Here is a 23,946-nt window from a genome sequence, read left to right as displayed (position 1 = left end):
AAATCTAACGCATTTTTTTATATTCTTTTCAATTATAGTGGTTTATTTTTTATTATCAATCTATTTTCTTGAAGAATCTTTTTTTAGTTTTGCTTTATCAAATTAAGCTGTAGAAGATATCAATACGGCCTTACAGCCTATTAATATTCATCAAGACTCTTCACGCCATGCTATAGCTAAGCCTTTCAAAAAGTTTCTAGCGTATCGATCACCGCATTCTTTGTAATTTCGATGTCCTTCTTTTCTAAAGACTGCACTTAATTCACTTTTTGATATTTCGACTCCCGCATTTCCTAAAATACCTAACATATCTTCACTCGTAAGGGAAAGAGCTATTTTAATTTTTTTAAGCAACATATTATTCACATTTTCATTCGTTATCATCATTGGCGCTTTTTTTTCTGGTTCATTGACTGCTGATTCTTTTTTGCCTCTTTTGAATATGATCAAACCATTTAAAAAAGATTCTAATGTTTGATTAGAGCAGTTTTTTACATACTCATTTTCTTGGAAATCATTTTCTTTTGCATTATCAGAATTTTGTTTTTTTGATTTATCCAACATTTTTTTGATATCTTCTTTTGTTATTTCTAATCCGCCTAATTTAAAGATCTCTACCATCTCTTTATCTTTAATATCTAAAGCGTATCTTAGTCTTACTAATCGATCGTTATTATTCATCTTATTTTACCCTCCAAAGACTTTCTCAAATTGTTAACTATTATATAGTATAAAGCTTTATTCATCGTATTGCACCCTTTGCTAAAAGATTGCTGCATATTTAAGTGTACCCCTTTTGGCACACTATCTTCCTAGACCTCATTGATAAAAAACTACTGATCATTCTCTTTTGGTTCCCCTGATTTCAAAAGTTGTTTATCATTAAACATAAATAACGTCACGATAAAGAGGAGTAGGCCAGAGACTAAGAGAAGCCACTCGATCCGGACTAGATCCGCCAATGGACCAAAAAGCACCATTCCTAATGGCATCATTGCTGTAGCAATCATTGTTTCCACTCCAAACACTCTTCCTAAATAGTCTTCTGGTACTTTCTCCTGAAGTAACACGATCGTTGATGCACTTAATAATGGTATTACCATACCAAATAAAGCCATAATAAGAGAGTAGTACCAAAAATTAAGAATCACTCCTAAAAGAACTGTACAGACTCCCATCATTAGAATAGCAAACGCAATCGAATGTATTCGATTCTTAAACCCTCCCCAAAAAGCGACTATCAAGCCTCCAATGATCATACCTGTTGAAAAAGCTACTTCGATCATAGTTAACCTCCATACATCGCCGCCATAGTTACGTGTCACTTGTAGAGGTGTCAAGAAAGAAACTGGAGCTGCCAGTAAATAAGCTAGCGAGAAATAACTATATAGCTTCTTTAAAAATTCTTGATTTTTAATATATCTGATTTGTCAAATTAAGCTATACAAAATATCTTCATCCATGTAACTCATAAAAACTTCCAGCGGTGTTTGGTAATTTAATGACTTTCTTGGAATTATATTCCGTTTGTGTGCAACAGACGATACGAAAGCCTGATCAACTTCGTTGAAATCCATTTCTTTTGGCAATCCATCTTTTCGAAGAAGCCCATTAGAATTCTCGTTTAAAGCTCGTTGTGAAGGCGTTCCAGGGTCAGCGAAGTAGATAGCGACATCATGCTGGTTGCACAAAGATTTCCAGTTGGAGAACTCCTTACCGCAATCAAAAGTAATGGATTTGAATAATTTTTTTGGTATGGATTGGAACCATTGATTCATAGCACTCTCAATGTCGCAGGCTTTACGCCCTTTGGGCTTTAAGGTAATGATAGCTTTCGATAAAATCTCTACTAGAGTAATGACCGCACTTTTGTGGCGGACACCTACAATGGTATCTCCTTCGATATGACCAAATTCTTCTTTAAATGTTGGATAATCTATTATTCTTTCAGAGATATTTCGTTTATAAGCTTGTCTACCTCTACGTTCTTGATGTCCGTTAGGCTTTCTTTTCCCTTTCATTGGAAGGGTAGCTTCATCGAATGTTTTTTCTTTAAATTGTCTATAAAGTGTTCGTACGGAACAGTCTATTGTCATTTCTTTACGGCCAATAATGACATCAGGCGTCCAGCCTTCAGCTACTTTTTCCTTGATATAAAGATGTTGTTCTTCTGGTAAAACAACTTTTTCGCGTCCACACTGCTTCTTGTTTTTCTTATACCGTAGGTAATACTCGAAAGCTGTATGTCCTGCTCTGAAGAACCTGATAACATTATTAATCGGTGTTCGAGTACGATTCAAGTAAGCAGCTATTTTAGCAACTGGAATACCTTGATGGTAATAAGCTTCTATCATCACTAGTTCATCCATGGTAATATGGGTATAGGTCATTTGTGATCACTCCTTGTTTTCTATGGTTGGAAATACAATTAGAGTGTATCACGAATGGCTTTTTTATTTGTATAGCTTAATCTTACAATCCACGATACATAAAACCCAATTTAAGGTCAGTTAAATAAGAATTTTCTTGAACTTGTGTAGCCTTATTGTGAGAAGGGATTTTCAAGAAAAAGGCTAAGATAATAATAGCCGCTATTGCTGTAATAACATCAATAAAGAAAATAATTTCAAGTGAAGCAAAGTTTAATAATGCTCCACTTGCCATCGGTGAAGCTAACATCGTAAGGGCTTGAATACTTCCATTGAATCCATTAACTTTAGTCAATTTATCTTTTGGTACTATTTGAGGTAATACCGCACTAACCGCTGGGGTCTGAATTCCCGCACCTAAAGCTCGAATAGCTGAAGCAATCAATAAGGCCCATATTGAACCTTCCCCGCTTAAAAATAACAAAATCAAAAGTAAGGTTGAAATAGCAATGACCGCATCTGAAAGAATAATAAGTTTTTTACGATCGTAGCGATCCGCCCACACTCCAGCAAAAGGTGACAAGAAGAAGGTCGGCAGAAATCCAAAAACGACAGATAGCATCATGATCACACCTGATTGCTCTCTCAAAGTAAGGTACCACGTAATTGCGTACTGGACTAGTGAAGACCCAAACAATGAGATTGTTTGACTACTTAGAAATAAAACAGTTGTCCGTTGCCAATTTGAACCTGTTTGATTTGTCGGTTGTTCCACACTATTCCCCTCCTTTAGATGCAATCACTTACGGAAAAAGAGAAAAGAATCTTTCGCTCTTTCTAATAATCGCTTATTCGAATACACGTCTCTGGTTACCTTTTCTATTCATTAATAGTATACATGAGACTCTATTAAACCAATAGTTACAGGTATTGGAATCTATTCTGATCCATACAAATAGAATTAATTTACCAAGATAAGAAGTTACAGTAAATAGGATGTGCTTTAAAACTAATGACTATTCTGATTTTGGGCTAACTGAGAAAGATAAGGGGTGATTAAGATCAGAATCGAATAATAAGAACGACTTAATGAGTCATGGAGTCAAATAGAATAGTTCTCTATTTTGAGTTACTCGAACTAACGCTTGTTACGGCTTCTCAAATGGAAAAACGACTCTCAGTTACTCGAACTAACACTCGTTACGGCTTCTCAAATGGAAAAACGACTCTCAGTTACTCGAACTAGCGCTTGTTACGGCTTCTCAAATAGAAAATCAACTCTCAGTTACTCGAACTAACGCTCGTTACGGATACTCAGATAGAAAATCAACTCTCAGTTACTCGAACTAACGCTCGTTGCGGATACTCAAATAGAAAATCAACTCTCAGTTATTCGAACTAGCGCTCGTTCCACAGACTCAAATGGAAAAATGACTCTCAGTTACTCGAACTAGCGCTCGTTCCACAGACTCAAATGATAGTCTACTTTGAGTAGCGACTTTCTTTCCCTTTTTCACTGTCAAATCGGTTTATTTTAGAAACAGTAGCAGTAGCGGCCATTTTTCTCTTAACAAGATAGTTTTAAAATACACCCTATCAATAAACTACACTTGGATAATCTAATTATTTATTAATAGTTTGTTGTAATTTCTATTATTTACTGCTAGAATAAATCAAAGCGAAGTCCTTTTAATTTAATCCAGAGAGATTAAAAAGGGTAACAAGTCAATTTATGATACGATACCTGAGGTCCTTTTGCGAATACACCATTCAAAGAGGGCATTTTTTGTGCCCAAAAATAGGAGGAATCGTACATGTCAAGCAAAAAAATTATTCAAATAGATGAAAAGGTCCCTATGAAATTACTCATTCCGTTAAGTTTGCAACATACATTTGCTATGTTTGGAGCTTCGGTATTAGTGCCCATCATCTTTGGTATTAACCCTAGTATTGTTTTGTTAATGAATGGAATTTCTACATTATTATTTATTCTTATTACTAAAGGAAAAGCTCCTGCTTATCTTGGTTCAAGTTTTGCCTTCATTGGACCTGCAAGTATTATTATTGCGAACCAAGGATTTGCTTATGCTCAAGGAGGATTCGTTGTATTAGGGATCATTGGCTGTCTTTTAGCCTTATTTATCAGACGTGTAGGTACAGCATGGATCAACATCGTTCTTCCACCAGCTGCAATGGGTGCTGTCGTTGCTTTGATTGGATTGGAGCTAGCAAGTAATACCGTCCAAGGCGGTTCGATAGGTGCCAACTTAATGACCGATACTGCCGCAACACAGGACTTCATCGTCTTTTCCATCACTTTAGGTGTAGCGATTTTAGGTTCGGTACTGTTTAAAGGATTTTTATCCACGATCCCAATTTTAATTTCAATCGTTGTTGGTTATATCTCTGCTGCAGCCTTTGGAATGGTCGATTTCACACCTTTAATGGAAGCCTCATTGTTCACCATGCCTCATTTTCAATGGGCAAAATTCGATGTGAATGCCATACTAACAATGTTGCCGGTTCTTCTTGTCTTAACTTCTGAACACATCGGACATCAAGTCGTCACTTCAAATGTTGTCGGTCATGATTTGATAAAAGACCCTGGTTTACATCGCTCTTTATTCGCGGACAATTTGGGTACTGCTTTATCTGGTCTGATTGGTGGGGTCCCTACAACAACTTATGGAGAAAACATTGGTGTCATGGCGATCACACGTGTATATAGCGTACGTGTAATTGCTGGAGCGGCCATTTTCTCAATCTGTATGGCTTTCATTGGACCTTTAGCAGCGTTTATCTCGACGATTCCAGGAAATGTGATCGGTGGAGTAACCTTCTTGCTTTACGGAATGATCGGAACAAGCGGTCTACGTTTACTAGTTGAATCTAAAGTAGATTATGGCAAATCAAAAAATCTGATTTTAACTTCTATCGTTCTTGTCTCTGGTTTAAGCGGACTAACAGTAAACTTTGCGGGAATTCAACTAAAAGGGATGATTCTTGCGAGTGTAGTCGGAATCGTTTTAAGCGTAGCCTTTTACTTATTTGAAAGAGCCGGCTTAATGAATGAATCAAGCGAAGACTAAATACAAAATAAAAAAAAGCTGGGTAGCATTTCTTCTATTTATTACTTAAATAGAAGAAATGGTTACTCAGCTTTTTAATTTGTCATTCAGTTTTTTGTAAACGACTTTCATCTCCGGCTCAGTACAAGCTTCAACTGCTTCCGTTAATTCCATCCATTTTATCGCACTATTTTCATCCGTTTTAACCGTTGTTTCTTCAGTTTCATTCGCTTCGATCAAATAAGTCACGTTCAAATGCAGATGTGTTGCAATTGGATTGCCTTTTTTTATATGGCTGGGAACACCTAATATTTCTAATGAGTATATATCTTTCATGATGGGAGCAATACTTACTAAACCGGTTTCTTCTGTTGTTTCTTTCAGAGCCACTTCTAATAAGTCTGCATTGCCATCTGCATGCCCACCGATCCAAGACCACGATTGATAAATATTATGATACGCCATCAAGACCTTTGTACGTTCAGGATTAACGATCCAAGCTGAAGCTGTAAGATGCGCAAATTCATTTTCACGAGTCAGTAAGTTATCAAAATTACTCAAATACTTTAACATCACTTCTTGTTCCTTAGCCTCTTGGAGGTCATAAGGGATGTATTGTTCAATGTCATTTTTTAAATTCATAGCTGATCTCCTATGGAAAATTTTTATATAATATAACAGACAACTGACTTACGTCTTTCTAGCTCCAAGTGATTTTTCCGATTATACCAATATACTATATGGATTTTCAGCAATTTATACTGCCCTAGTAATACCCTTCACGAATAAAATCAATAATCAATTTATTGACTTGTTCGGGTTCTTCATGATGCACCCAGTGTGTAGCTTCCCCAAGCAATACTCCTTGGCCATTCTCACAGAATTCAAGACTTCTACTAGCTAGTTCATGTCCTAAAAATTGATCTTTAGCTCCCCAAATCAAAAAAGTTGGAACTAAAACACTAGACGGAACAGCTGAATTGATCGGATTCATTACCAACGCACGATACCAATTGATCATTGAACGCATAGCACCCGGTTGAGACCAAGCAGTCCGGTACGCCCGAAAATCTTCTTTACTGAATGTTCCCTCCTGGCTGCTGCTCACTAATGCTTTTTTCATAATTTTCCAATTAGACATGCCAAATAATCTTTCCGGTACTCCTCTTATTTGGAAGAAAGCAATGTATGAACTTTTCAGAATTTGTAACGGATGTTGGAAGAGTTGTTTACTCATGGCCATTTCATGCGGAGCATTGAGTACGATCAACTTGTTCAGCAATTCAGGGTATTCCCTCGCTACTCTCCAAGCCACGATTCCTCCCCAGTCATGACCTATTAGTATCACTTTTTCTTTCCCGGATGCTTTGATCAAACCAGCAATATCTGCTGTTAAATGATCTATTCGGTAATCACTTGTTTTTTTAGGTTTGTCACTTAGATTGTAGCCTCTTTGATCTGGGGCCCATACTCGAAATCCTTGATTTGCTAGGTCAGACATTTGCTTGCTCCACCCATACCAAAATTCGGGGAATCCATGTAGTAGAATAACTAATTGTCCTTCTTGAGGACCCTGTTGGACAACATGCAGTTTAATTCCATTCGTTTTGATATACTTATGCTCTTGTATCCACATTTTTTATAAACCTCCTATGTGAAGCTCCTTTAACATCTCACATATTTACGTTTAAAGCCTATTCTTCCTTTGTCTACTTGTTTTTGAATACTAACGTAAGCATTCAAGGTACTGCTTTTTTTATTATCTCGCTTGACTTCCACTGTACCTATTTCCTTTGCGGCATCCATTGCTTGCTCATTCAGAGGTGAAAATGAAATCCCAACAGTGGATACGAAATTATTCATGGAAGCTTTGGCTCGTTCTGGTGAATCATGAATCGTTTTTTTAACGGTATCGAGCATATTAAGGATCTTACTTTTAGAGAATTCAGTATCTGGACGATTTCCTAAAAGCCAACAATAACAGCTCCAACCCGCTGACATTCTCAATTCTTGGCCACTTGCGATCCATTTATCAGCAACTTCTTGTGCAATGTCTGACTCTGATAGTGTTACGGCTACTACGAAATCAGACAGCATATAAAAATAAGCTGCATCCATCCAACGATCAAAATCCGACTCGGTCATAACTTTTGGATCTGCAATGATACCTGCAAAATACATGGCATCATAGTTTCCTGTAGCATAAAGCTCTTCAGCTAAAGGCTGATTTTTTTTTATTTTCTTTGACATAGGTTTCATTTCACCTGTGGTTACACCAAAAAGCGGCTCATGTGCACCATTAGATAGGTATATTTTCTTCATTCTTGGCTTGCTTAAAGCTTCAAGCTCCTGCATAACTGCTTCAAAGTCCATCGTTTTTGTCTCCTCACTTAATTTAGCAAATGCTCTAATATCAAGATTTAAAAGAATACTTAGAACTCATCACGAGCGTTACGCAACGCTTTAAAATCTTCTAACTTCTCCGCTTGCAGAAAGAGATTGATTTTTTTCTCCCTGCCAATCGTTGTTGGCAAAGTCGGATGTCCTTTTGCACGCAAATCATTAACTTCAGTCAAAGCTTCAGAAATGACCGTGTTATCCGGCTGCACAGAGTGTGCAAAACGTAAATTGGTTTGCGTATATTCATGAGCTGCGTAGACTTGTATCTCATCGTTTAATCGTTTGAATTTTTGTAAGGCACTATATTGAGCTCGGTAATCTTTTGTAAACACTCGACCGCAGCCAGCTGAGAATAAAGCGTCTCCGCAAAAAAGTGCACCTTCCGTTAAGAAGCTGATATGTCCATGGGTATGACCACCCGTTTTTAAAACTTGGAAATTTTGGTCTAACAAATTAAAGGAATTACCCTCATGAACAATATGGTCAGCTATGTGTTCTGTTTCTTTCGGCCCATAGATTGCAATACCTGGGTATTTTGCTGAAATTTCCTGAACCCCACCGATATGATCATCGTGATTATGGGTCAAGAGAATGGAATTTAAATGAAGTTGCTTTTCCTCTAAGTAATCTATCACACGTCCAGCTTCTCCTGGATCAACGACCACTGCCTCTGTACCTTCTTCAATAATCCAAATATAATTATCAGAAAATGCTTTTATTGGATGAATGTTCATATATCTGTCTCCTCACTTTGAATTTTAGTAGCTATATTTGACATAGGATTTTTAATATATTATCAATTATACCAGAAACTGTTATTATTCTAGCAGCTGCCCTATCACTAATCTACACCAAAGCTTTTTAATTTTAATAGTACGATACGAATCTTATGTATTTGTCCTTCATAACCATGCAATCAAAATTGTTGTTGTCTCTCATTGTTAAAAGCTCTCTCTGTTCCGTTTAACAGTCATTCAGTTTTGCCTATTGATTAGTAGACACTGGGAATTAGCTTTGAGTTGAAATTTTGATAAGTAATTTCTCCTGGGATGCTTTTTCTGATATTATATTCCTATGACGTTTAAATAGGGGGAAATAAAGGATGTTGGAATTCAAACAAAATATACGGGGTAATGTAGCCCTAGGTGTAAATCCACTTGGATGCAAACAAGAAGTATTGAATCAAATCGACTATGTGAAAAATAAAGGAGCTTATCAAGGTCCAAAAAAGGTATTGATCATTGGTGCATCATCAAGCTACGGTCTAGCCACCAGAATCAGTCTAGCTTTCGGTACGGGAGCAGATACGATCGGTGTTTCTTTTGAAAAAGGACCAAAGAACGAAAAGAATCTAGGTACAGCTGGCTGGTACAACAATATTGCTTTTCGAGAAGCCGCTGAAAAAGAAGGTTTGATCGCTAAAAACTTTGTTCAAGACGCCTTCAGCCATGAAAGTAAGCAAGAAGTTATCGATTATATAAAGAGCGAATTTGGTGGCAAAGTTGACTTAGTCGTTTACAGTCTGGCAAGTGGACGAAGAACCGATCCCGAAACTGGGGAAACATACACTTCTTCCATTAAAGCCATTGGAGAGCCAGTGGTTGGCCCTCATATTAATATGCAAAATCAGACTTTCTATACTGAAACACTAGAACCCGCAACTGATCAGGAAATCGCTAATACTGTAAAAGTAATGGGTGGAGAAGATTGGGAACTATGGATGAAAGCACTAAAAGAAGCAGATGTACTAGTTGATGGCGTTTTAACGACTAATTATTCTTATTTAGGAACAGAACTGAATCATTCTTACTATGGTGGTGGTACACTAGGTCGCGCTAAAGCAGATTGCGATGAAAAAGCGCAGAACATCAATGAGTTACTAGCTGATATTAACGGCAAAGCTCAGATTGTAGTCGCTACTGCAGTTACGACTAAAGCAAGTTCAGTTATTCCTTTTTTCCCTGTTTATTGTATCGGTCTTTACAAAGTGATGTCAGATAAAGGCACACACGAAACACCAATCATGCATCAAGACCGTATTTATCGCGAAATGATTTATGGCAACAAGCCTGAATACGATGCAGTGGGTCGCCTTAGACCTGATAACTGGGAACTTGACAGTGACACTCAGGCCAAAACAAAGGAACTCATCTCACAATTAAATGAAGAAAATTTCAATTCTGATCTGACAGCTTATGACATCTTTTATAAAGAGTTTTCAAATTTAAGTGGCTTTATGGTGGATGGTTATGTTGATCGAGACGTTACTATAGAAGAATTAAAAGAGTTAACCCTTTAATTTTATAAGGAACACACAAAAAGACGGCGTTTATCATGGGCTTGTAACCCATTGATGAGCACCGTCTTTTTTAGTGATGAAAATAAATCCGTATTGAGTAGCTAGGCTATGAAACAATATCCATCAATTTTATGAACTTATAGATTAATGAGCACAAGAGCGATGATAGTCAAAATAATAGCTACTTTGTTTTTTCGAGCAATTTTTTCTTTAAATAGTAAAAATCCACCTATATTGATCAGCACGATACTTCCTGCACTATAAATTGGAAATACTACAGAGGTTTTCAAAGTAGCTAATGCAAGGATCAAAAAATAGGAAGAAAATAAGTTGGGTATACCTACTACAAAGCCAGTTAGTATATCCTTTTTCGTTATTGCACTTTTTTCTTTAAACGTATAGAAAATACTTATTAAGAATGCCACAAAGAATAGTGCAAAAAGGAAAACGTCTTTGTATTCATTCAATGCATATTTTTGATAAAACTTATTTGAGAACTCTGCCATACCACCAAAGATAAATAATAAAATGATAGCAGGTTTAAAATCAAATTTTTCGATAGACTTCTGTGATAAATTTACAATTACTATAGAGACTAAGGATAGTACGATTCCAACCCATTGAATGCTAGAAGGAAACTCTTTCCATATAACGATTGAAAAAATCATTGGGATCAATATGCCTAGTTTAGCAATCGTACCTGAAATTCCTACACCATTTTCCTTGATACTTTTTTGATAATATATAAATGAAAGAAAAAAGAAGGATCCAAATATTCCTCCAACGATCAATCCCCATAGAATACTTGAATAGGGAGATAAAATATGGTCATTATTACTGAATAGTAGTGAAAAATCCTTTGCAAAAGATACCTCACGAGTCACACCAGATAATAATCCTCTAGAAAAAATCATAAAAAGACTAATAGCAAATGCGATAAAGTAGTTGGCACTTGTTATGACATATCTGTTTGCCTCCGCATTTTCTGTATACTTAAAAATAAGAGCAATAGATGCACTGCATATAATGGCTAACGATAAATAAAACATTCTGACTCCTTTTCAAACTACGGTATATTTTTTATAAATAACACGGTTCACTTTTTGGCTGGTTTGAATTCAGTATTCGAAAAAGCTTTTATTAAGTGACTATTCATCACTGATCCTCTTCACTATAAATAAATAATTTGTTTTCAAGTAAGCTGATGATTTCTCTCAAATCTTCAGCTAAGATTACCATCGTTTGATCTGGTCTTGCGGGAGCAAAAACGAGTTTTTCTTGTTTAAATAACTCCTCATCTACTATCATCGCAACGGAACTTTCATATCCTAGAGGTGTTACTGCACCTGATTTTTGACTCGTTACAGCTTCCATTTCATCTTGTTTAACAACGGCTACTTTTTCACCTACAACTTGCTTTAATCGTTTGAAATCGGTGCGTTTCGTCGTGAAGGTCACGAATGAATAGTACTTCCCAGATTTGCCTTTCAGAAATAGTGCTTTGGTCTCTGTGCCCGTAAATCCTTTTTCTTCTTTCATTGTCACAGCATCTTCATTTGTATAAATAGGATCATGCTCATACAGTTCAAAGTAAATGGAATGTTCTCTTAAAAATTCTTCGAGATTTATCATCATCTTTATTACTCCTCCTACGCTATCTATTCGTCTTCTTCTCTCTTATCATTGCTTCCTGCTTCATTGGCTTTGGCATTTTTTCTATGGCATACCTTAAGGCAGTTCTAGGCATTATATCCCTCTTGCTTAAAACGTACTGGTATACATCATCTTCATACTTGGTGCATAAAGACTTCAGCAGCCACCCATACCCTTTTTGCACTAAATCATCCGTATCCAACAACAAACTATCTGCAATTTCAAATATATCCTTTTTAAATAGACCCTTTTTGGCTGGTACTATAAGTGATACAGCTGCCGCCCGCCTTACCCATCTATTTTGGGATTTCGTCCAATCTTTTAATTGTTCAATGGACAATGGATACATTTCCAAGAATGTTCCAATAGTGTGGTTGCATAACGTATCACAAGATGCCCAGTTGGTCACATATTCATTTACCCATCTTTCAAACACAAGAAGATCCTCTTCAGTATACTGTTTCTTGATTGCATACGACCAATTACAAGCAACAAAAGATTCCTCCATTATTCCAGAACTCCACAGTTCTTCACATAACTCAATTATTTCTTGTTTTGGAAGCTTTTCGATGCTTTTAAAGGCCTCTTTGGAAATCTTCGAGACTACCCCAGTTTTTACACCATACTGTCTTACTTCTTCCTTAAAAAATCTTTTGCCACTTTCCTTTGTCGTTGCGTCTGAATTATTGATTAGTTCATGCCTTACCTGTTCTATTATGTTAGACATATCCTACCACCTCAAACTTTTTTCATTTCTTATTCCTCGTTACACAAATAGATTGCCGTTTCAAAAGAGAGATTCGGCAACCATCTTACTTTTTTTGATATACTCCTTAATCAATGTGCTTTTCCATCTTTGCCATCTGTTTGTCGTGAAATGATCCAAAAATAATAGTAGCTGTACTTGCACCAATCAATGCCCACAGCATATCCCAATGGCTGTCAAAATAGTCTCCTTGTGTCCCCATAACAAAATCAGCGGGTACATCCAATATTTTAACAAGAGCAAACTCACTCAGCTCATAGGCTGCGCTTAAGCCGAGGCAAGACAGGATTACGATCAACCACAGAACCTTCCCCTTTTTTACATAGCCCCCACGAACAAAAAATTCTTTGAGCAAAAAAGCCGGTACAAATCCTTGGGCAAAATGCCCCACACGATCGAAGTAATTGCGTTGCCAATCAAACTGCTCTTGAAAATAATTGAATAAGGGATTATGGGAATACGTATAGTGAGCACCGTATAGTAATAACAAGACATGCAAAAATACCATTAGATAGGCGAATGTACTAAAACGGAAACGATGATACATAGCAACGAGTAAAAGCACGAATAGAACTGCTGAAGTCATCTGACCAAACCAGGCTAAGCGATCAAAGGGATCGATAGCCGACAAAATATAGGCAACGGCGATCCACGCTAAAAGAATGAGGTGTAACATTTTAGGCTTTTTCTCATAATTCACCATGTCTTTTGCTCCTCATTATTCCATAAGCTTATTTTCCCTTTAATTACTATTACCATAATTTTTATCATCAATTATGACAAAGTTCTTCATAATATGTCTAAATCAGTTTTTAGTTCTATGTTATGAAGCGCAAAAACTTCAAATCATTGTTTTCTTGAACTATTCCCCAAGCGGTTTATACTCCGCTGCTAGACCTTTTTGAACGCCTGGTCGTTCTGCAATACGGTGAGACCACTCCAAGAGATGAGGGTATTCCTCCAAGTTTAAAAATTCATAAGATCCTTTATATAGTTTTCCTAAAGCTAAAAGACCGTACCAAGACCATATGGCAATATCTGCGATAGTATAGGCATCACCAGCTATATAAGGACGCTGTGCTAAAGCTTTATCAAGTAAGTCTAATTGACGTTTCGTTTCCATCGTGAAGCGATCAATCGGGTATTTCATAGGCTCTGGAGCATAAGCGAAAAAGTGACCAAATCCTCCACCAACATATGGACCTGCTCCCATTTGCCAGAATAACCAATTAAGCGTTTCGGTCCGACCGTGGATATCTGTCGGAATCAGTTGGTTAAATTTCTCCGCTAAGTAAAGCAGAATCGAACCTGATTCGAAAATTTCCAAACGAGGACTTTGACTTTGGTCAACAAGGGCTGGAATTTTAGAGTTAGGATTGATCTCGACGAAATCCGAACCAAATTGATCGCCTTCTCCAATATTAATAGTGTACAAGTCATAATCTGCGCCCTCTACACCTAATTCTTTTAGTTCTTCGAACATGATTGCGACTTTAATGCCGTTCGGTGTTCCTAATGAATAGAGTTGGAACGGAGCCTCTCTGACTGGTAATTTCTGTTCAAACCGACTGCCAACTGTTGGACGATTGCCAACTTTTTTTGAATTCTCTTCTTCCCACTGCCACACTTTTGGTAATTCATATTCCGTCATCGTAACACTCCTCTTAATTTTTTATTAGTAACCTTATCATACTACTTATACACCATTTGCCCAAATTTTAACTTGTTTATCTATTTGAAGTACGGTCTTCCGTGTTATATCTAAGTGAGGTTTTTAATATAATTCTAATTTTTTTAATGCATTACTTTTTATAGGTTCTCCTTCACTGCTTTGATCTTGTACTAAAAGATTTTGAAAAATTTTTGAATAAAGCGAATGGACTTGGGAGGAAGGAGCCAACAGCATTTATATCTGCTGTTGGCTCCCTTAATCATATATTGGTTTAGTTTATTTATAGCGCTTTGATTAAATGCTATATAAATCAGAGTTAAAAAGAAAGACTGTAATTTAAAATTAGGATCAACTGGGCTGTGAAGGCTCGAATATCATAGCCTTGTTTAAACATCCATCCAGACACCTGATCTTTTGCCATGTCTTGCTTTATTTCGCTTGCCTTAACATGTCCAAATTGTAATTTTTGTAGCTAGGACCCTAATGGTGCAAACTAGGTGCATGTGCTAAAGAAAGTAAATGATGGTTATCTGGTCTTAATATAATATTTAAATTTCCACCACGAACTTTATCTGTAGCGGCGCCATAATTAACTAGATGGAGCTTTCAATGGTGCTCCAACCACTTTCATATCATGGTCTGCAAATACTTTTGCAATCTCTTCTTTTGTCGGGGGAGAAGTCCACTTGTCTGTAACCTTAAAAAATGCTTCCATTTTTCCTGCTGGCAAATAAGAAACTAACATCTTTCCTTTTTCTGTCAGCTGCAAGAAAGCATGTTGCACATTTCTTGGAAGGAAAATAGTGTCCCCTGATTTCATTTGATATTTGAAATCACCAACTTGAAATAGATATTCTCCTTCTATTACATAAAACCATTCGTCTTGAAAAGGGTGGATGTGCAAAGGCGGTCCTCCATTTGGAGTAAGTCCGGTTTGCTCAAACACTGCTAAATCATTTTCAGTGTCAGCCTCGGAGATTTTTATATCTAATTGGTTCAGTGTAACGCCTTTCATTTTGAAATGTTCTCCAAATCTGGCCTCACCTGCATTTACTTTAAATCCTTTATCAGTTCTCATATCGTTCTCCTTTCATTCTTTCTCATATTTTACCCATAAGAGTACCACTCCTAAATTCCACGTCAATTTTAATGATCTAGGCAGCAAAAAACACTTATTTCAAGCGAAATATTTCTATCTGCTTATCTTTATCCAAAGAAATCAAATTTAAAAAGTAAAAATATGTGGTGCAATAACATCATCATATGAAACGTACGAGAGCGTTATTATTTTATAGCCTTATAACTTATATTATCAATTTCGAGCTAGTAAACAACAAGGTGTGTGCAAAAATAAAAAGCATCCAAGCCAATTTGCCTTGGACACTCTTATATTTATAGAAAAATTTGGGATAAAGACTGAGGATATAGGACAGTTTACGATGTTTTAAGTAGCAATCCCAATAGAAGTATTTTCATATTGCGCATCAATTAGCGTTTTTAAGATAAAATGAGCAACGTCCGCACGTGGAATTGTCTTTGATTTTTCGGGCACAGCTGTCAGAGACTCTCTGTATTCGCCTGTAAAGGAATCATTGGTCAATCCCATAGGCCTGACAATCGTGTAGTTCAGTCCATGCGCTTCAATTATATCAACAGCTGCCCGGTGGTCTATCAGCGCATTTTTCAGCACGCGCATCATCAATTTCCCACTGATGCCTGGCAATTCTTTATCAATTCCGGCAGATGCCGTGTAGACGATCCGTTTCACACCATACTTCTGCATACCTGCTGTAATATTTTTTACCATCTCTTGAAGATCGGTCGATTTGTTCATTCCCTGATTGGAGGCCAAGCATGACACGGCGGCATCATGGCCCGCAATGGCTGCTGAAACTTCTCCAGGGTTGAACGCATCTCCTTCGACAACTGTTAAATTGTCATGGGTGACTTTCAGCTTTGCCGGCGTCCGTACAAATGCCGTGACTTCAAAACCTCTCTCCACCGCCTGCTTCACGACTGATTGACCTACACCACCTGTTGCGCCAAAAACAATAATTTTCATACCACTTCACCTTTCTTTCCCTCATTATTTAAATTGAAAAGCAAAAAAATCCAATCCTTCGAAGTTATTGCTTTATGCGATTGGATTTGCATTCATTGATGATACCAAATTTAGATGCCCTTTCATATCTAACGCATCTTCACATATTCACTTTTCCCACCGCCTTAAGCTCTATGATGACAATTGACAACAGTTATATGAAGCAACACTGTTTGACGGAGGACATTCCAGACATGCTACTTTGACAAATACACATCACGTCATTTTTTGATCCAGTGATTAGGTCAACAGTGGTGTTAGACGAACTTGGCACCAGTAAGAAAGTCATTGTTTCTACGATTTTAAACAAAGGTGAGCTATTACATGAAATAAACCTTTCAAAAACAGATCACCACGATAGCTGGCCAAGGCTGGCCGCTTAAGACGAAAACGCGTACCCATTTAGCAGCATTTTAATATAGGAAATTTGCATTTACAACAATGAATTTTAATACGATGAACCTTAAACCATCAGTTGGAGGTTAGCGTTGATAGTGCTAATAATTATACAAATGCCTCTACTACTCCCCAACATTTACTTTTTCTAATCAATTGAGTAAAAGTATTAAAGCTTTTTTTCTCCAAAATTCCATACTAATCTGCACACTTGGCCGCATTTTTCTACAAAAATAGATTCAGCCTCAATTTATACTAGAATATGTTTTAATAAAAATCAAATTGTTACGTTTGTAACCCATCCTCTTTTGAAATTTTTTTAGAAATTATTACTCTTATTGAGTTTTTCTCTAATAATTAAAAACCTCATTTATTTATGTTGTGGTCCTCTGTATCGTTTGTAGCTCCAGGTTTTTATATCAGTAGTTATGATACGGATCCCTCAACTCCTTTAAGAAGCTCTGTGCTTTTTGCCTATTGGGGTATCAGAAAGCACTATAGAAGATAAGACGGGCGTGCCTATATGACCTTTTCATGCTAGAATAACATAAGAAACTATTGGAGGATGATATTATTATGAACCAACAACTTGTTGAGATTTGCTTGCGTGTCAGAGATCTTGAGGCTACTTTAGACTTTTACACTAACTTATTCGATTTTGAAGTTGCCAGCCGCAGAGAATTCCCTGAAAATAAATTTGATTTAGTTTATTTGAATTCTCCTGGTTCTTCTGTCCAAATTGAACTCACTTACAACTACAATGCTGAGCCTTATAATGTAGGAAATGGCTTCAGTCATTTAGGTGTGACTGTCAGTGACTTAGAAAAAATGCATGGAGTTTGTAAAGCTTCTGCTTACGAAACAGGTGATTTAAGAGGACTTTCAGGTGGTACACCTTCTTATTTCTTTGTGACAGATCCTGATGGTTATCGGATTGAAGTAAAGCGCACAAAATAATTTTTTTACTCATTTTAATGTAAGCATATTGGTTGTTGCCAATATGCTTACATTTTTTTTATTTCTTCTCATTATCCGCATTTAACTGATCAACAAATATCTTAAATCGTCTCGTAAGTACCGAATCCTTTTGTCTGATAGACTCCCATTTCATTCAAATAATTTCTCAATGCTTCAATCCCGTGCGTCTCTAATTTCGGGTGATTTCCCCACATTCTTGAGGTGATGTCTATGGAGGATATACGCATAAAAGAAGTAAGTGAACAATGGGGAATAAATGATAGAAGAATACGAGTGTTACGTCGGAATGCAAGAATTGAAGGTTCAATAAAAATTGATTGAAATTGGTCAATTCCTCTTGAAACTGTTAAACTTGTTGATGCAAGAAAAAAGATAAGAAAAGAATACTTTGATATATATTATGATTTTAGTTACATTGTCTCGTGAGCTGCCTAGCTTAGACATTACCAGCTACGCAAGTTACGATAGAGTTACCCATCATACAACTAGTAGCTTTTTGGCGATACGCTACTAGTTGTATGATGGAAGATAAAAAAATATTAAGGTAGATTGATGATATAGGGAGTGAAACAGATAATGGAGATTACTAAAAACGCATTGGCTGAGTCACTAAAAAAACAAATGCAAACTATACCACTAGCGAAAATTACAGTTAACGATATTGTTAACGAATGCGGATTAAATAGGCGAACGTTATATTATCATTTTAATGATATATATGATCTATTAGAATGGATTTTTAAAACTGAACTTACAGAAATGCTTGGTGAAAATAAAACATGTTCATCCTGGCAAAAAGGGTTTTTAGAAATATTCAATTATTTGTATGAGAATAAAAAAGTGGTATTAAACACTTATAATTCTATAGATAGAGATATTTTAGAGAATCATTTATATAACGAATCATTTACCATTATTTTAGAAGTTGTAAATGAGCTTGCAAAGGATTTAAATGTATCAGATAAAGATAAACGATATGTAGCTAATTTCTATAAAATCGCTTTGGTAGGGGTAATAATTGATTGGATAAAAAATAATATGGTCGAAGACATTGAAGGCATTGTTAATAATCTTGACAAAATAATTAGTGGAGAAATCTATAGAGCATTATTAAAATATGAAAAATAGGGAAGTCAAATTTAATTTGACTTCCCTATTTTTTATATCTTAATTACAATAGATATTTATATTAACCCTTCTAAAGATGTGTTGCTTAATAATTTTTTAATGATAGATTCAGCTGGTAACGGTCTTCCACTATACATGGCTTTAGCTGCATTAGCCACGACACGTATATCATATTGACCAGGATATATTTCAGGTGGATTTTTTTCAAGTCCAAGTAAAGTATATACAGCCATCATAGCGGAACGAACAGAATATTCAACAGTAAATACACAATCACCTTTAATCTCTGCAAATTGACCTAAAAATGCAAGATTCGTACTACCTTCAGGCACAACTTGTGGTCTATCTCCTTTTACACGAGGCATAAATTGACTTGTGATATAAGGCATCATGGCAGGAATCACAATGGATGTATCAATATATTCATGCATATCATTTTCATCAATACCTAAATGATATAAAAGTTCTTGTAATAATTCTATACCTGTACAGTCACTCATTTTCTTTTCAATGAAATCTCCTTTTTTATCAGGGAATAAACCGTATGCCCAAAGTACTATTACATCATCGGGTTGATCAATAAATTGAGGTTGTCTATTAACAGTGACACTTAATAACCAGTTTGAGTCTTTAACCGTTATTATTCCTCCAGTCACATTTTTATGTGGAGCTATTTGACGTTCAGCAAATTTCTCAATAAGTTCTCTCATTTTAGGACCTTTAGAAGTTATTGTATATGATTCCCATTTACTTTTATCAATATCGCTACAGAATACTTCGGGTTTTCCGAATAAAGCATCTTTTTTAGCTATTTTTTTCCATAGATTCCAGCAACCGCCCTCACTTCTATCTAATTCAGGTGCTTTATCCATATTTCCAAGTGTGGTATTTTCAGTCATAGATCCATTGGTAAAGAATACTAAATCATTTTCAGTAGTTTTGATAATTTCTTCTTTTTTACCATCACGAGTTACGTGAATTCCTGTAACTGTTTTTTTATCATTGGTTATATTCATATCTAAATCAGTTACTTGTGTATTTAAGTCAAATAGTATACCTTGTGATTCTAACGATTTTTTAAGTGGAAGAATCATAGAATCGTATTGATTATATTTAGTAAATACTAATTTTTCCATTTTGCTCATTCCTGGCATTAAATGCATAAAGCGATGCATATAACGTTTCATTTCTACAACACTGTGCCAAGTCTCAAATGCAAACATACTTCTCCAATATAACCACATATCCGTTTCTAAGAATGAATCATCGAAAAATTGTTCAACAGTAGCTGCACCTAAAGAATCTTCTGTTGCAAGAAATAACTTAGTAAGTTGTTTAACATGAATGTCATCTAATCCAAGAGTTGAAAAATCAAGTTTTTCTCCACGATTAGCAATTGCACGACAATTAGAATAGTTAGGATCAGCAATATTTAATTCTCTAAATTCATCTAAAACAGTCCTTTTAGGATCCTCTAAAGATGGTACTGCTCCAAATAAATCCCATACACATTCATAATGTTCTTCCATTTCTCTTCCGCCACGGGCAACATATCCATCCTCTGCATTTCCAGAACCGTCTAAAGCACCACCTAAAATACTATCTTGTTCTATAATAGTAATGTTTTTACCATCCATATGACCATCACGGATCAAGTATTCAGCAGCAGCTAATGAAGCGATACCTCCACCAATTAAATAGGCTTTTTTATTTTCAATTCCTTCTGGTTTTAATGTGTTAATTCTTTCATAATTTCCCATAATCAATTTGTCCTCCTTTTATTTGATAAGTTGAATCTACCTAAATAATAGGACTTTAAAATGATGGAGTAAATTATCAAAAAAGGTCAATTGTGAAGAAATGCAACAAAGCAGTTAATTTGTGTAGGGTTTTGATAAATTATTAAAACCTGAATAATTCGTACATTTGATGAAAGCTATCATATTTAACATTTCCCTCAGGAGGAGTCGGTCTAAAAATTCATCGACAAAGCTTTACTACAATTCATTATGGGGAAATAATAGTGAAATGTGTCATTTAGAAAAAAATTTTCTCTTTATCTTCCACCTAATGGACTACGCGATATCTTATTGAAGTCTGCTCGAACAAAGGAGTTCGTCGCCAGGAATAAGAATAACGTGCCAAAAGCTGTAATGATGATCCCACTCATCCAAGGTGTTACTATGAAGCCATTCAGATCAAAGGCCAAACCCAGTTCCACCCATTCTGTTTGTGTCAATCCACCTTTTTCTAGCATGATGGTTCTAAAGAAAGCTGTCGTATAGGTCATGGGATTGAAATACGCAATAAATCGAAGAACGTCAGGTAAAAAGGCAAGAGGGATATACGCTCCGGATAAGAAAGTAAACGGAAGGACGACGGCTTGTTGTACGACTTGAAAAGTGGAAGAGCTTTTGACCATTGAAGCTAAGAATAAGCCTAATCCTGAAAAAACCAGCCCGACTAGCATCAAGGCCAATAAGACATAAATGAGGGTATACCAATGGTCAAAGCTCAAGCCAGTAAAGAAACCGAGTATCAGTATCAAAATCCCTTGTGTGGTCGCTATTGTAGCCGCTGATAAAATTTGTCCCAAGGCTACTTGAAAACGACTGGTCGGACTCACTAAGATTTCTTTCATATAACCTGAAACAGTATCATCGATCGTCGAGGTCGCAATATTCAAAGAAGTTTGGAATACCGTTGCTACAATGATCCCTGCAAGTAAGAAAGCGGTTGGATCTTCTACTTGATCTGTTTTAAAAATAGACTTGAAAACATAAAGGAAAAAAAAGGGAATGACTAATGACGTGATGAGTTTGACTCGATCACGAACGAATCCTCTGATGTTTCTGAGCCATAGTGCAGTAATTGTTCTCATTCTGTGGCATCCTCTCTAATTTCTTTACCTGTGATTTCTAAGAAGACGTCATTCAGTGTCCCTTTTTTGATTTCCAGATCTTTTAATTCATTTTTGAACTGTTCGATAAACTGCAGAAAATGTTGAACAGTATCTATATCGATATCGATATAAAAAGTTTCTTTTTCTTTTTTGTACGTGTAGTAATCCCTTTTCAATGCTGTTTCAAAAACATCCGGATTACTCACTTTTACGATGGCTTTATCTTTCGTGTAAAGGCGTTTCAAGTTTTCGGGTGTATCGTTTACTATTATTTTTCCATTGTCCATAATGGCTACGTGATCACAAATTTCTGCTTCATCCATATAATGTGTTGTCAGAAAGATAGTGATTTTTTTTTCTTTTTGTAGTCTAGTAATGTATTCCCACATCCTATTTCGCGTTTGCGGATCCAGGCCGCTTGTTGGTTCATCTAAAAATAAAACTTTTGGATAATGCAACAACGCGCGGGCTATTTCCACTCGTCGTTTCATTCCGCCCGAAAGACTAGACACACTTTTATTCTGCCAATCGAGTAGATCAACAAGGTCCAACACAAAATTGATTCGATCCTTGACTTCCCGTTTGGGTACCCCATAAAAAACACAGTGCATCTTCAAATTCTCATTCACCGTCATTTTTTCATCTAATGTTTGCGATTGGAAAACTACTCCAATTGCTTCACGTACGGCATCTTTTTCGGTTGAGACATCTTTTCCGTCGATCAACAATGTTCCAGCTGTTTTTTCCATCATCGTACATAATGTATTGATCGTTGTACTTTTTCCCGCTCCATTTGGTCCCAGAAAGGCAAATATACTGCCTTCTTCTACTTCAAACGAGACATCATCTACTGCTGTAAAATCTCCATATTTTTTAGTATAGTTCTTCACTTCAATAATCGGTTTCATAATTTATTCTCCTTTTTATTTTTCACCTTACTTATCAAATTCGATCCAAAATTGGCTTATTCAAAAAAGTTCTATGTGCTTTATAATTTCAGGTTTGTTTTGTGAGCATGATATTTTTTTATTTATTTTAGGAGAATTCAAGTATAGCGAATCTTCCTGTCTTTTGGAATTACTTTGTTTGCTCACTTAGTTGTCACTTAACAGGTGAAAACGGCGTAATTAATAAAGCCTGCCGTTAAGCGGTTTTTATAAGATTCAAACAATAGTATGAATTATCCAGGATAGCTTATTATTATTTTTTTATATAAAAAATCCACTATACATATTCTTGTATCTTATGACGGATTCGTTTGATTAATTATGATATAGTTAAGTATTTTTTTTGGAAATGATCATGACTTTCTTTAGAGTCATTAAAGATAACAGCATTAATTTAAGCTTTTATTTCCAAAAAACCTCATTTATTTATGGTACGGTTCATTCCGGACAATTTTAAATCCACGATAGATTTGCTCGATTAAAACTAAACGCATCAATTGATGAGGAAGCGTCATTTTTCCAAATGAGATGGGTGTATTGCTTCTTTTCATTACTGCATCACTTAAACCTAATGATCCACCTATGACAAAAACAATCGTGCTTTTACCTTGAACGCCTAATTGTTCAATTTCTTTCGCAAACGCCTCTGAAGTTCTTTGTTTGCCTTCAATAGCTAGTGCAAATACGTATGCTTGATCTGGGATCTTTGCTAAGATGCGTTCGCCTTCTTTTTCTTTTACTTGGATCATCTCAGCTTCGCTTAATTTCTCAGGTGCTTTTTCATCTGGAACTTCAATTAATTCCATTTTACAATAAGCAGATAATCTTTTAGCATATTCGGCGATCCCCATTTTTAAATATTTTTCTTTTAGTTTACCCACAGTTATTATTTTAATGTTCAAAAAGTTATCCTCCTATAATCACAGGTTATCCACAAAAGTTATCCACATGTCCACAACTCCACATCATTATCTAGTGGTAGAATGTTTGTTCGACACTACATATATTGCATCCTTCTCGCAATAACCACATTTTTGTTTCAAGTTATCAACAAGCAATAATTGGTCTAGTACCGGCATTTCAAAACCACCATAAACCGCGTCATCTAGAGCTTCTTCTATATGCTCTTGGCAAGCTAAAATTTCATCCATCCACAACACCCCCTCCGTTTTGTGGATAACTTTTTCAGCCTCCACATACCCGTCTGTATTATTTTACAGCACTTATCCACAATGTTCAAAACTTTTTCATTCTAATTATCCACAAA

The 23,946-nt window shown here is 36.0% G+C and carries 24 protein-coding genes; 4 read left to right on the top strand and 20 right to left on the bottom strand.

The genetic code is table 11. The features are described from left to right. Positions 1–150 precede the first annotated feature (150 nt). The 4 genes from BR50_RS06050 to BR50_RS06035 form a co-directional block, all read right to left on the bottom strand. Positions 151–681, bottom strand: a complete 531-nt coding sequence (locus BR50_RS06050; protein ID WP_034547144.1) for a YehS family protein — start codon at positions 679–681, stop codon at positions 151–153. A gap of 152 nt (positions 682–833) precedes the next feature. Further along, positions 834–1,418 (bottom strand): MFS transporter, encoded by a 585-nt coding sequence (locus BR50_RS06045; RefSeq protein WP_281247045.1) that lies wholly within the window; start codon positions 1,416–1,418, stop codon positions 834–836. 12 nt (positions 1,419–1,430) lie between these two features. Beyond that, entirely contained in the window at positions 1,431–2,390 is a 960-nt protein-coding gene (locus BR50_RS06040) for an IS30 family transposase (RefSeq protein ID WP_034546336.1), read from the bottom strand. 82 nt (positions 2,391–2,472) lie between these two features. Beyond that, a complete protein-coding gene (locus BR50_RS06035; protein WP_245792753.1) occupies positions 2,473–3,144 on the bottom strand; it encodes an MFS transporter in 672 nt (223 codons plus the stop codon). Positions 3,145–4,183: 1,039 nt separating this feature from the next. Here BR50_RS06035 and uraA point away from each other — a divergent pair. Further along, complete coding sequence (uraA, locus tag BR50_RS06030; RefSeq protein WP_034547143.1) at positions 4,184–5,458, top strand: uracil permease; 1,275 nt, start codon at positions 4,184–4,186, stop codon at positions 5,456–5,458. A 66-nt stretch (positions 5,459–5,524) separates the two neighbouring features. Here the strand turns inward: uraA and BR50_RS06025 are convergent, their stop codons facing one another. The 4 genes from BR50_RS06025 to gloB all read right to left on the bottom strand — a co-directional run bounded on the left by BR50_RS06025 (position 5,525) and on the right by gloB (position 8,571). Next, positions 5,525–6,079: an NUDIX hydrolase gene (locus BR50_RS06025; RefSeq protein WP_034547142.1), complete on the bottom strand. Its 555-nt coding sequence runs from the start codon at positions 6,077–6,079 to the stop codon at positions 5,525–5,527. 124 nt (positions 6,080–6,203) lie between these two features. Then, positions 6,204–7,073, bottom strand: coding sequence for an alpha/beta fold hydrolase (locus BR50_RS06020; protein ID WP_034547140.1), 870 nt, complete (start codon positions 7,071–7,073; stop codon positions 6,204–6,206). A gap of 29 nt (positions 7,074–7,102) precedes the next feature. Next, a complete protein-coding gene (locus tag BR50_RS06015) occupies positions 7,103–7,810 on the bottom strand; it encodes a DNA alkylation repair protein (protein ID WP_034547137.1) in 708 nt (235 codons plus the stop codon). Between the two features lie 59 nt (positions 7,811–7,869). After that, a complete protein-coding gene (gene gloB / locus BR50_RS06010; protein ID WP_034547136.1) occupies positions 7,870–8,571 on the bottom strand; it encodes a hydroxyacylglutathione hydrolase in 702 nt (233 codons plus the stop codon). A gap of 368 nt (positions 8,572–8,939) precedes the next feature. On the opposite strand from gloB, the gene fabV reads away from it, so the two are divergent. Then, positions 8,940–10,136, top strand: a complete 1,197-nt coding sequence (gene fabV / locus BR50_RS06005; RefSeq protein WP_178377437.1) for an enoyl-ACP reductase FabV — start codon at positions 8,940–8,942, stop codon at positions 10,134–10,136. Between the two features lie 137 nt (positions 10,137–10,273). Here the strand turns inward: fabV and BR50_RS06000 are convergent, their stop codons facing one another. The 7 genes from BR50_RS06000 to BR50_RS05970 all read right to left on the bottom strand — a co-directional run bounded on the left by BR50_RS06000 (position 10,274) and on the right by BR50_RS05970 (position 16,289). Next, positions 10,274–11,185 carry an SMR family transporter gene (locus BR50_RS06000; RefSeq protein WP_034547134.1) on the bottom strand — a complete coding sequence of 304 codons (912 nt, stop codon included), beginning with the start codon at positions 11,183–11,185 and terminating at the stop codon, positions 10,274–10,276. Positions 11,186–11,291: 106 nt separating this feature from the next. Then, entirely contained in the window at positions 11,292–11,768 is a 477-nt protein-coding gene (locus BR50_RS05995; protein WP_034549020.1) for a YbaK/EbsC family protein, read from the bottom strand. A 22-nt stretch (positions 11,769–11,790) separates the two neighbouring features. Further along, entirely contained in the window at positions 11,791–12,516 is a 726-nt protein-coding gene (locus BR50_RS05990) for a DNA alkylation repair protein (protein WP_034547132.1), read from the bottom strand. A gap of 106 nt (positions 12,517–12,622) precedes the next feature. Next, the gene (locus BR50_RS05985) at positions 12,623–13,258 is read right to left on the bottom strand and encodes a DUF2238 domain-containing protein (RefSeq protein ID WP_051905756.1); all 636 of its coding nucleotides are present in this window, start codon (positions 13,256–13,258) and stop codon (positions 12,623–12,625) included. Between the two features lie 159 nt (positions 13,259–13,417). Continuing rightward, positions 13,418–14,206: a glutathione-dependent disulfide-bond oxidoreductase gene (gene yghU / locus BR50_RS05980; RefSeq protein ID WP_034547130.1), complete on the bottom strand. Its 789-nt coding sequence runs from the start codon at positions 14,204–14,206 to the stop codon at positions 13,418–13,420. A 610-nt stretch (positions 14,207–14,816) separates the two neighbouring features. After that, positions 14,817–15,305: a cupin domain-containing protein gene (locus BR50_RS05975; protein WP_034547128.1), complete on the bottom strand. Its 489-nt coding sequence runs from the start codon at positions 15,303–15,305 to the stop codon at positions 14,817–14,819. A 366-nt stretch (positions 15,306–15,671) separates the two neighbouring features. Beyond that, the gene (locus BR50_RS05970; protein WP_034547126.1) at positions 15,672–16,289 is read right to left on the bottom strand and encodes an NAD(P)-dependent oxidoreductase; all 618 of its coding nucleotides are present in this window, start codon (positions 16,287–16,289) and stop codon (positions 15,672–15,674) included. A gap of 1,011 nt (positions 16,290–17,300) precedes the next feature. Between BR50_RS05970 and gloA the strand changes: the two genes are divergently transcribed. After that, on the top strand, positions 17,301–17,681 hold the full coding sequence (gene gloA / locus BR50_RS05965) for a lactoylglutathione lyase (RefSeq protein WP_034547124.1): 381 nt from the start codon (positions 17,301–17,303) through the stop codon (positions 17,679–17,681). A 597-nt stretch (positions 17,682–18,278) separates the two neighbouring features. Continuing rightward, a complete protein-coding gene (locus BR50_RS05960; RefSeq protein ID WP_034547122.1) occupies positions 18,279–18,830 on the top strand; it encodes a TetR/AcrR family transcriptional regulator in 552 nt (183 codons plus the stop codon). A 56-nt stretch (positions 18,831–18,886) separates the two neighbouring features. Here the strand turns inward: BR50_RS05960 and BR50_RS05955 are convergent, their stop codons facing one another. The 5 genes from BR50_RS05955 to BR50_RS05935 form a co-directional block, all read right to left on the bottom strand. After that, on the bottom strand, positions 18,887–20,590 hold the full coding sequence (locus BR50_RS05955) for an oleate hydratase (protein WP_034547120.1): 1,704 nt from the start codon (positions 20,588–20,590) through the stop codon (positions 18,887–18,889). Positions 20,591–20,886: 296 nt separating this feature from the next. Next, a complete protein-coding gene (locus tag BR50_RS05950) occupies positions 20,887–21,711 on the bottom strand; it encodes an ABC transporter permease (RefSeq protein ID WP_034547118.1) in 825 nt (274 codons plus the stop codon). Then, a complete protein-coding gene (locus BR50_RS05945; protein WP_034547116.1) occupies positions 21,708–22,640 on the bottom strand; it encodes a daunorubicin resistance protein DrrA family ABC transporter ATP-binding protein in 933 nt (310 codons plus the stop codon). The genes BR50_RS05950 and BR50_RS05945 overlap by 4 nt, the downstream gene beginning before the upstream one ends. A 461-nt stretch (positions 22,641–23,101) precedes the next feature. Then, entirely contained in the window at positions 23,102–23,581 is a 480-nt protein-coding gene (gene rlmH, locus BR50_RS05940) for a 23S rRNA (pseudouridine(1915)-N(3))-methyltransferase RlmH (RefSeq protein ID WP_034547114.1), read from the bottom strand. A gap of 66 nt (positions 23,582–23,647) precedes the next feature. Next, positions 23,648–23,830 carry a CxxH/CxxC protein gene (locus tag BR50_RS05935; protein ID WP_034547112.1) on the bottom strand — a complete coding sequence of 61 codons (183 nt, stop codon included), beginning with the start codon at positions 23,828–23,830 and terminating at the stop codon, positions 23,648–23,650. Positions 23,831–23,946 lie beyond the last annotated feature (116 nt).

Origin of the sequence: Carnobacterium alterfunditum DSM 5972 (genome assembly GCF_000744115.1) — a bacterium.
Classification (GTDB): domain Bacteria; phylum Bacillota; class Bacilli; order Lactobacillales; family Carnobacteriaceae; genus Carnobacterium_B; species Carnobacterium_B alterfunditum.
Note: the sequence above shows the minus strand (reverse complement) of the source record. Positions and strands in the feature narration are given on the sequence as shown.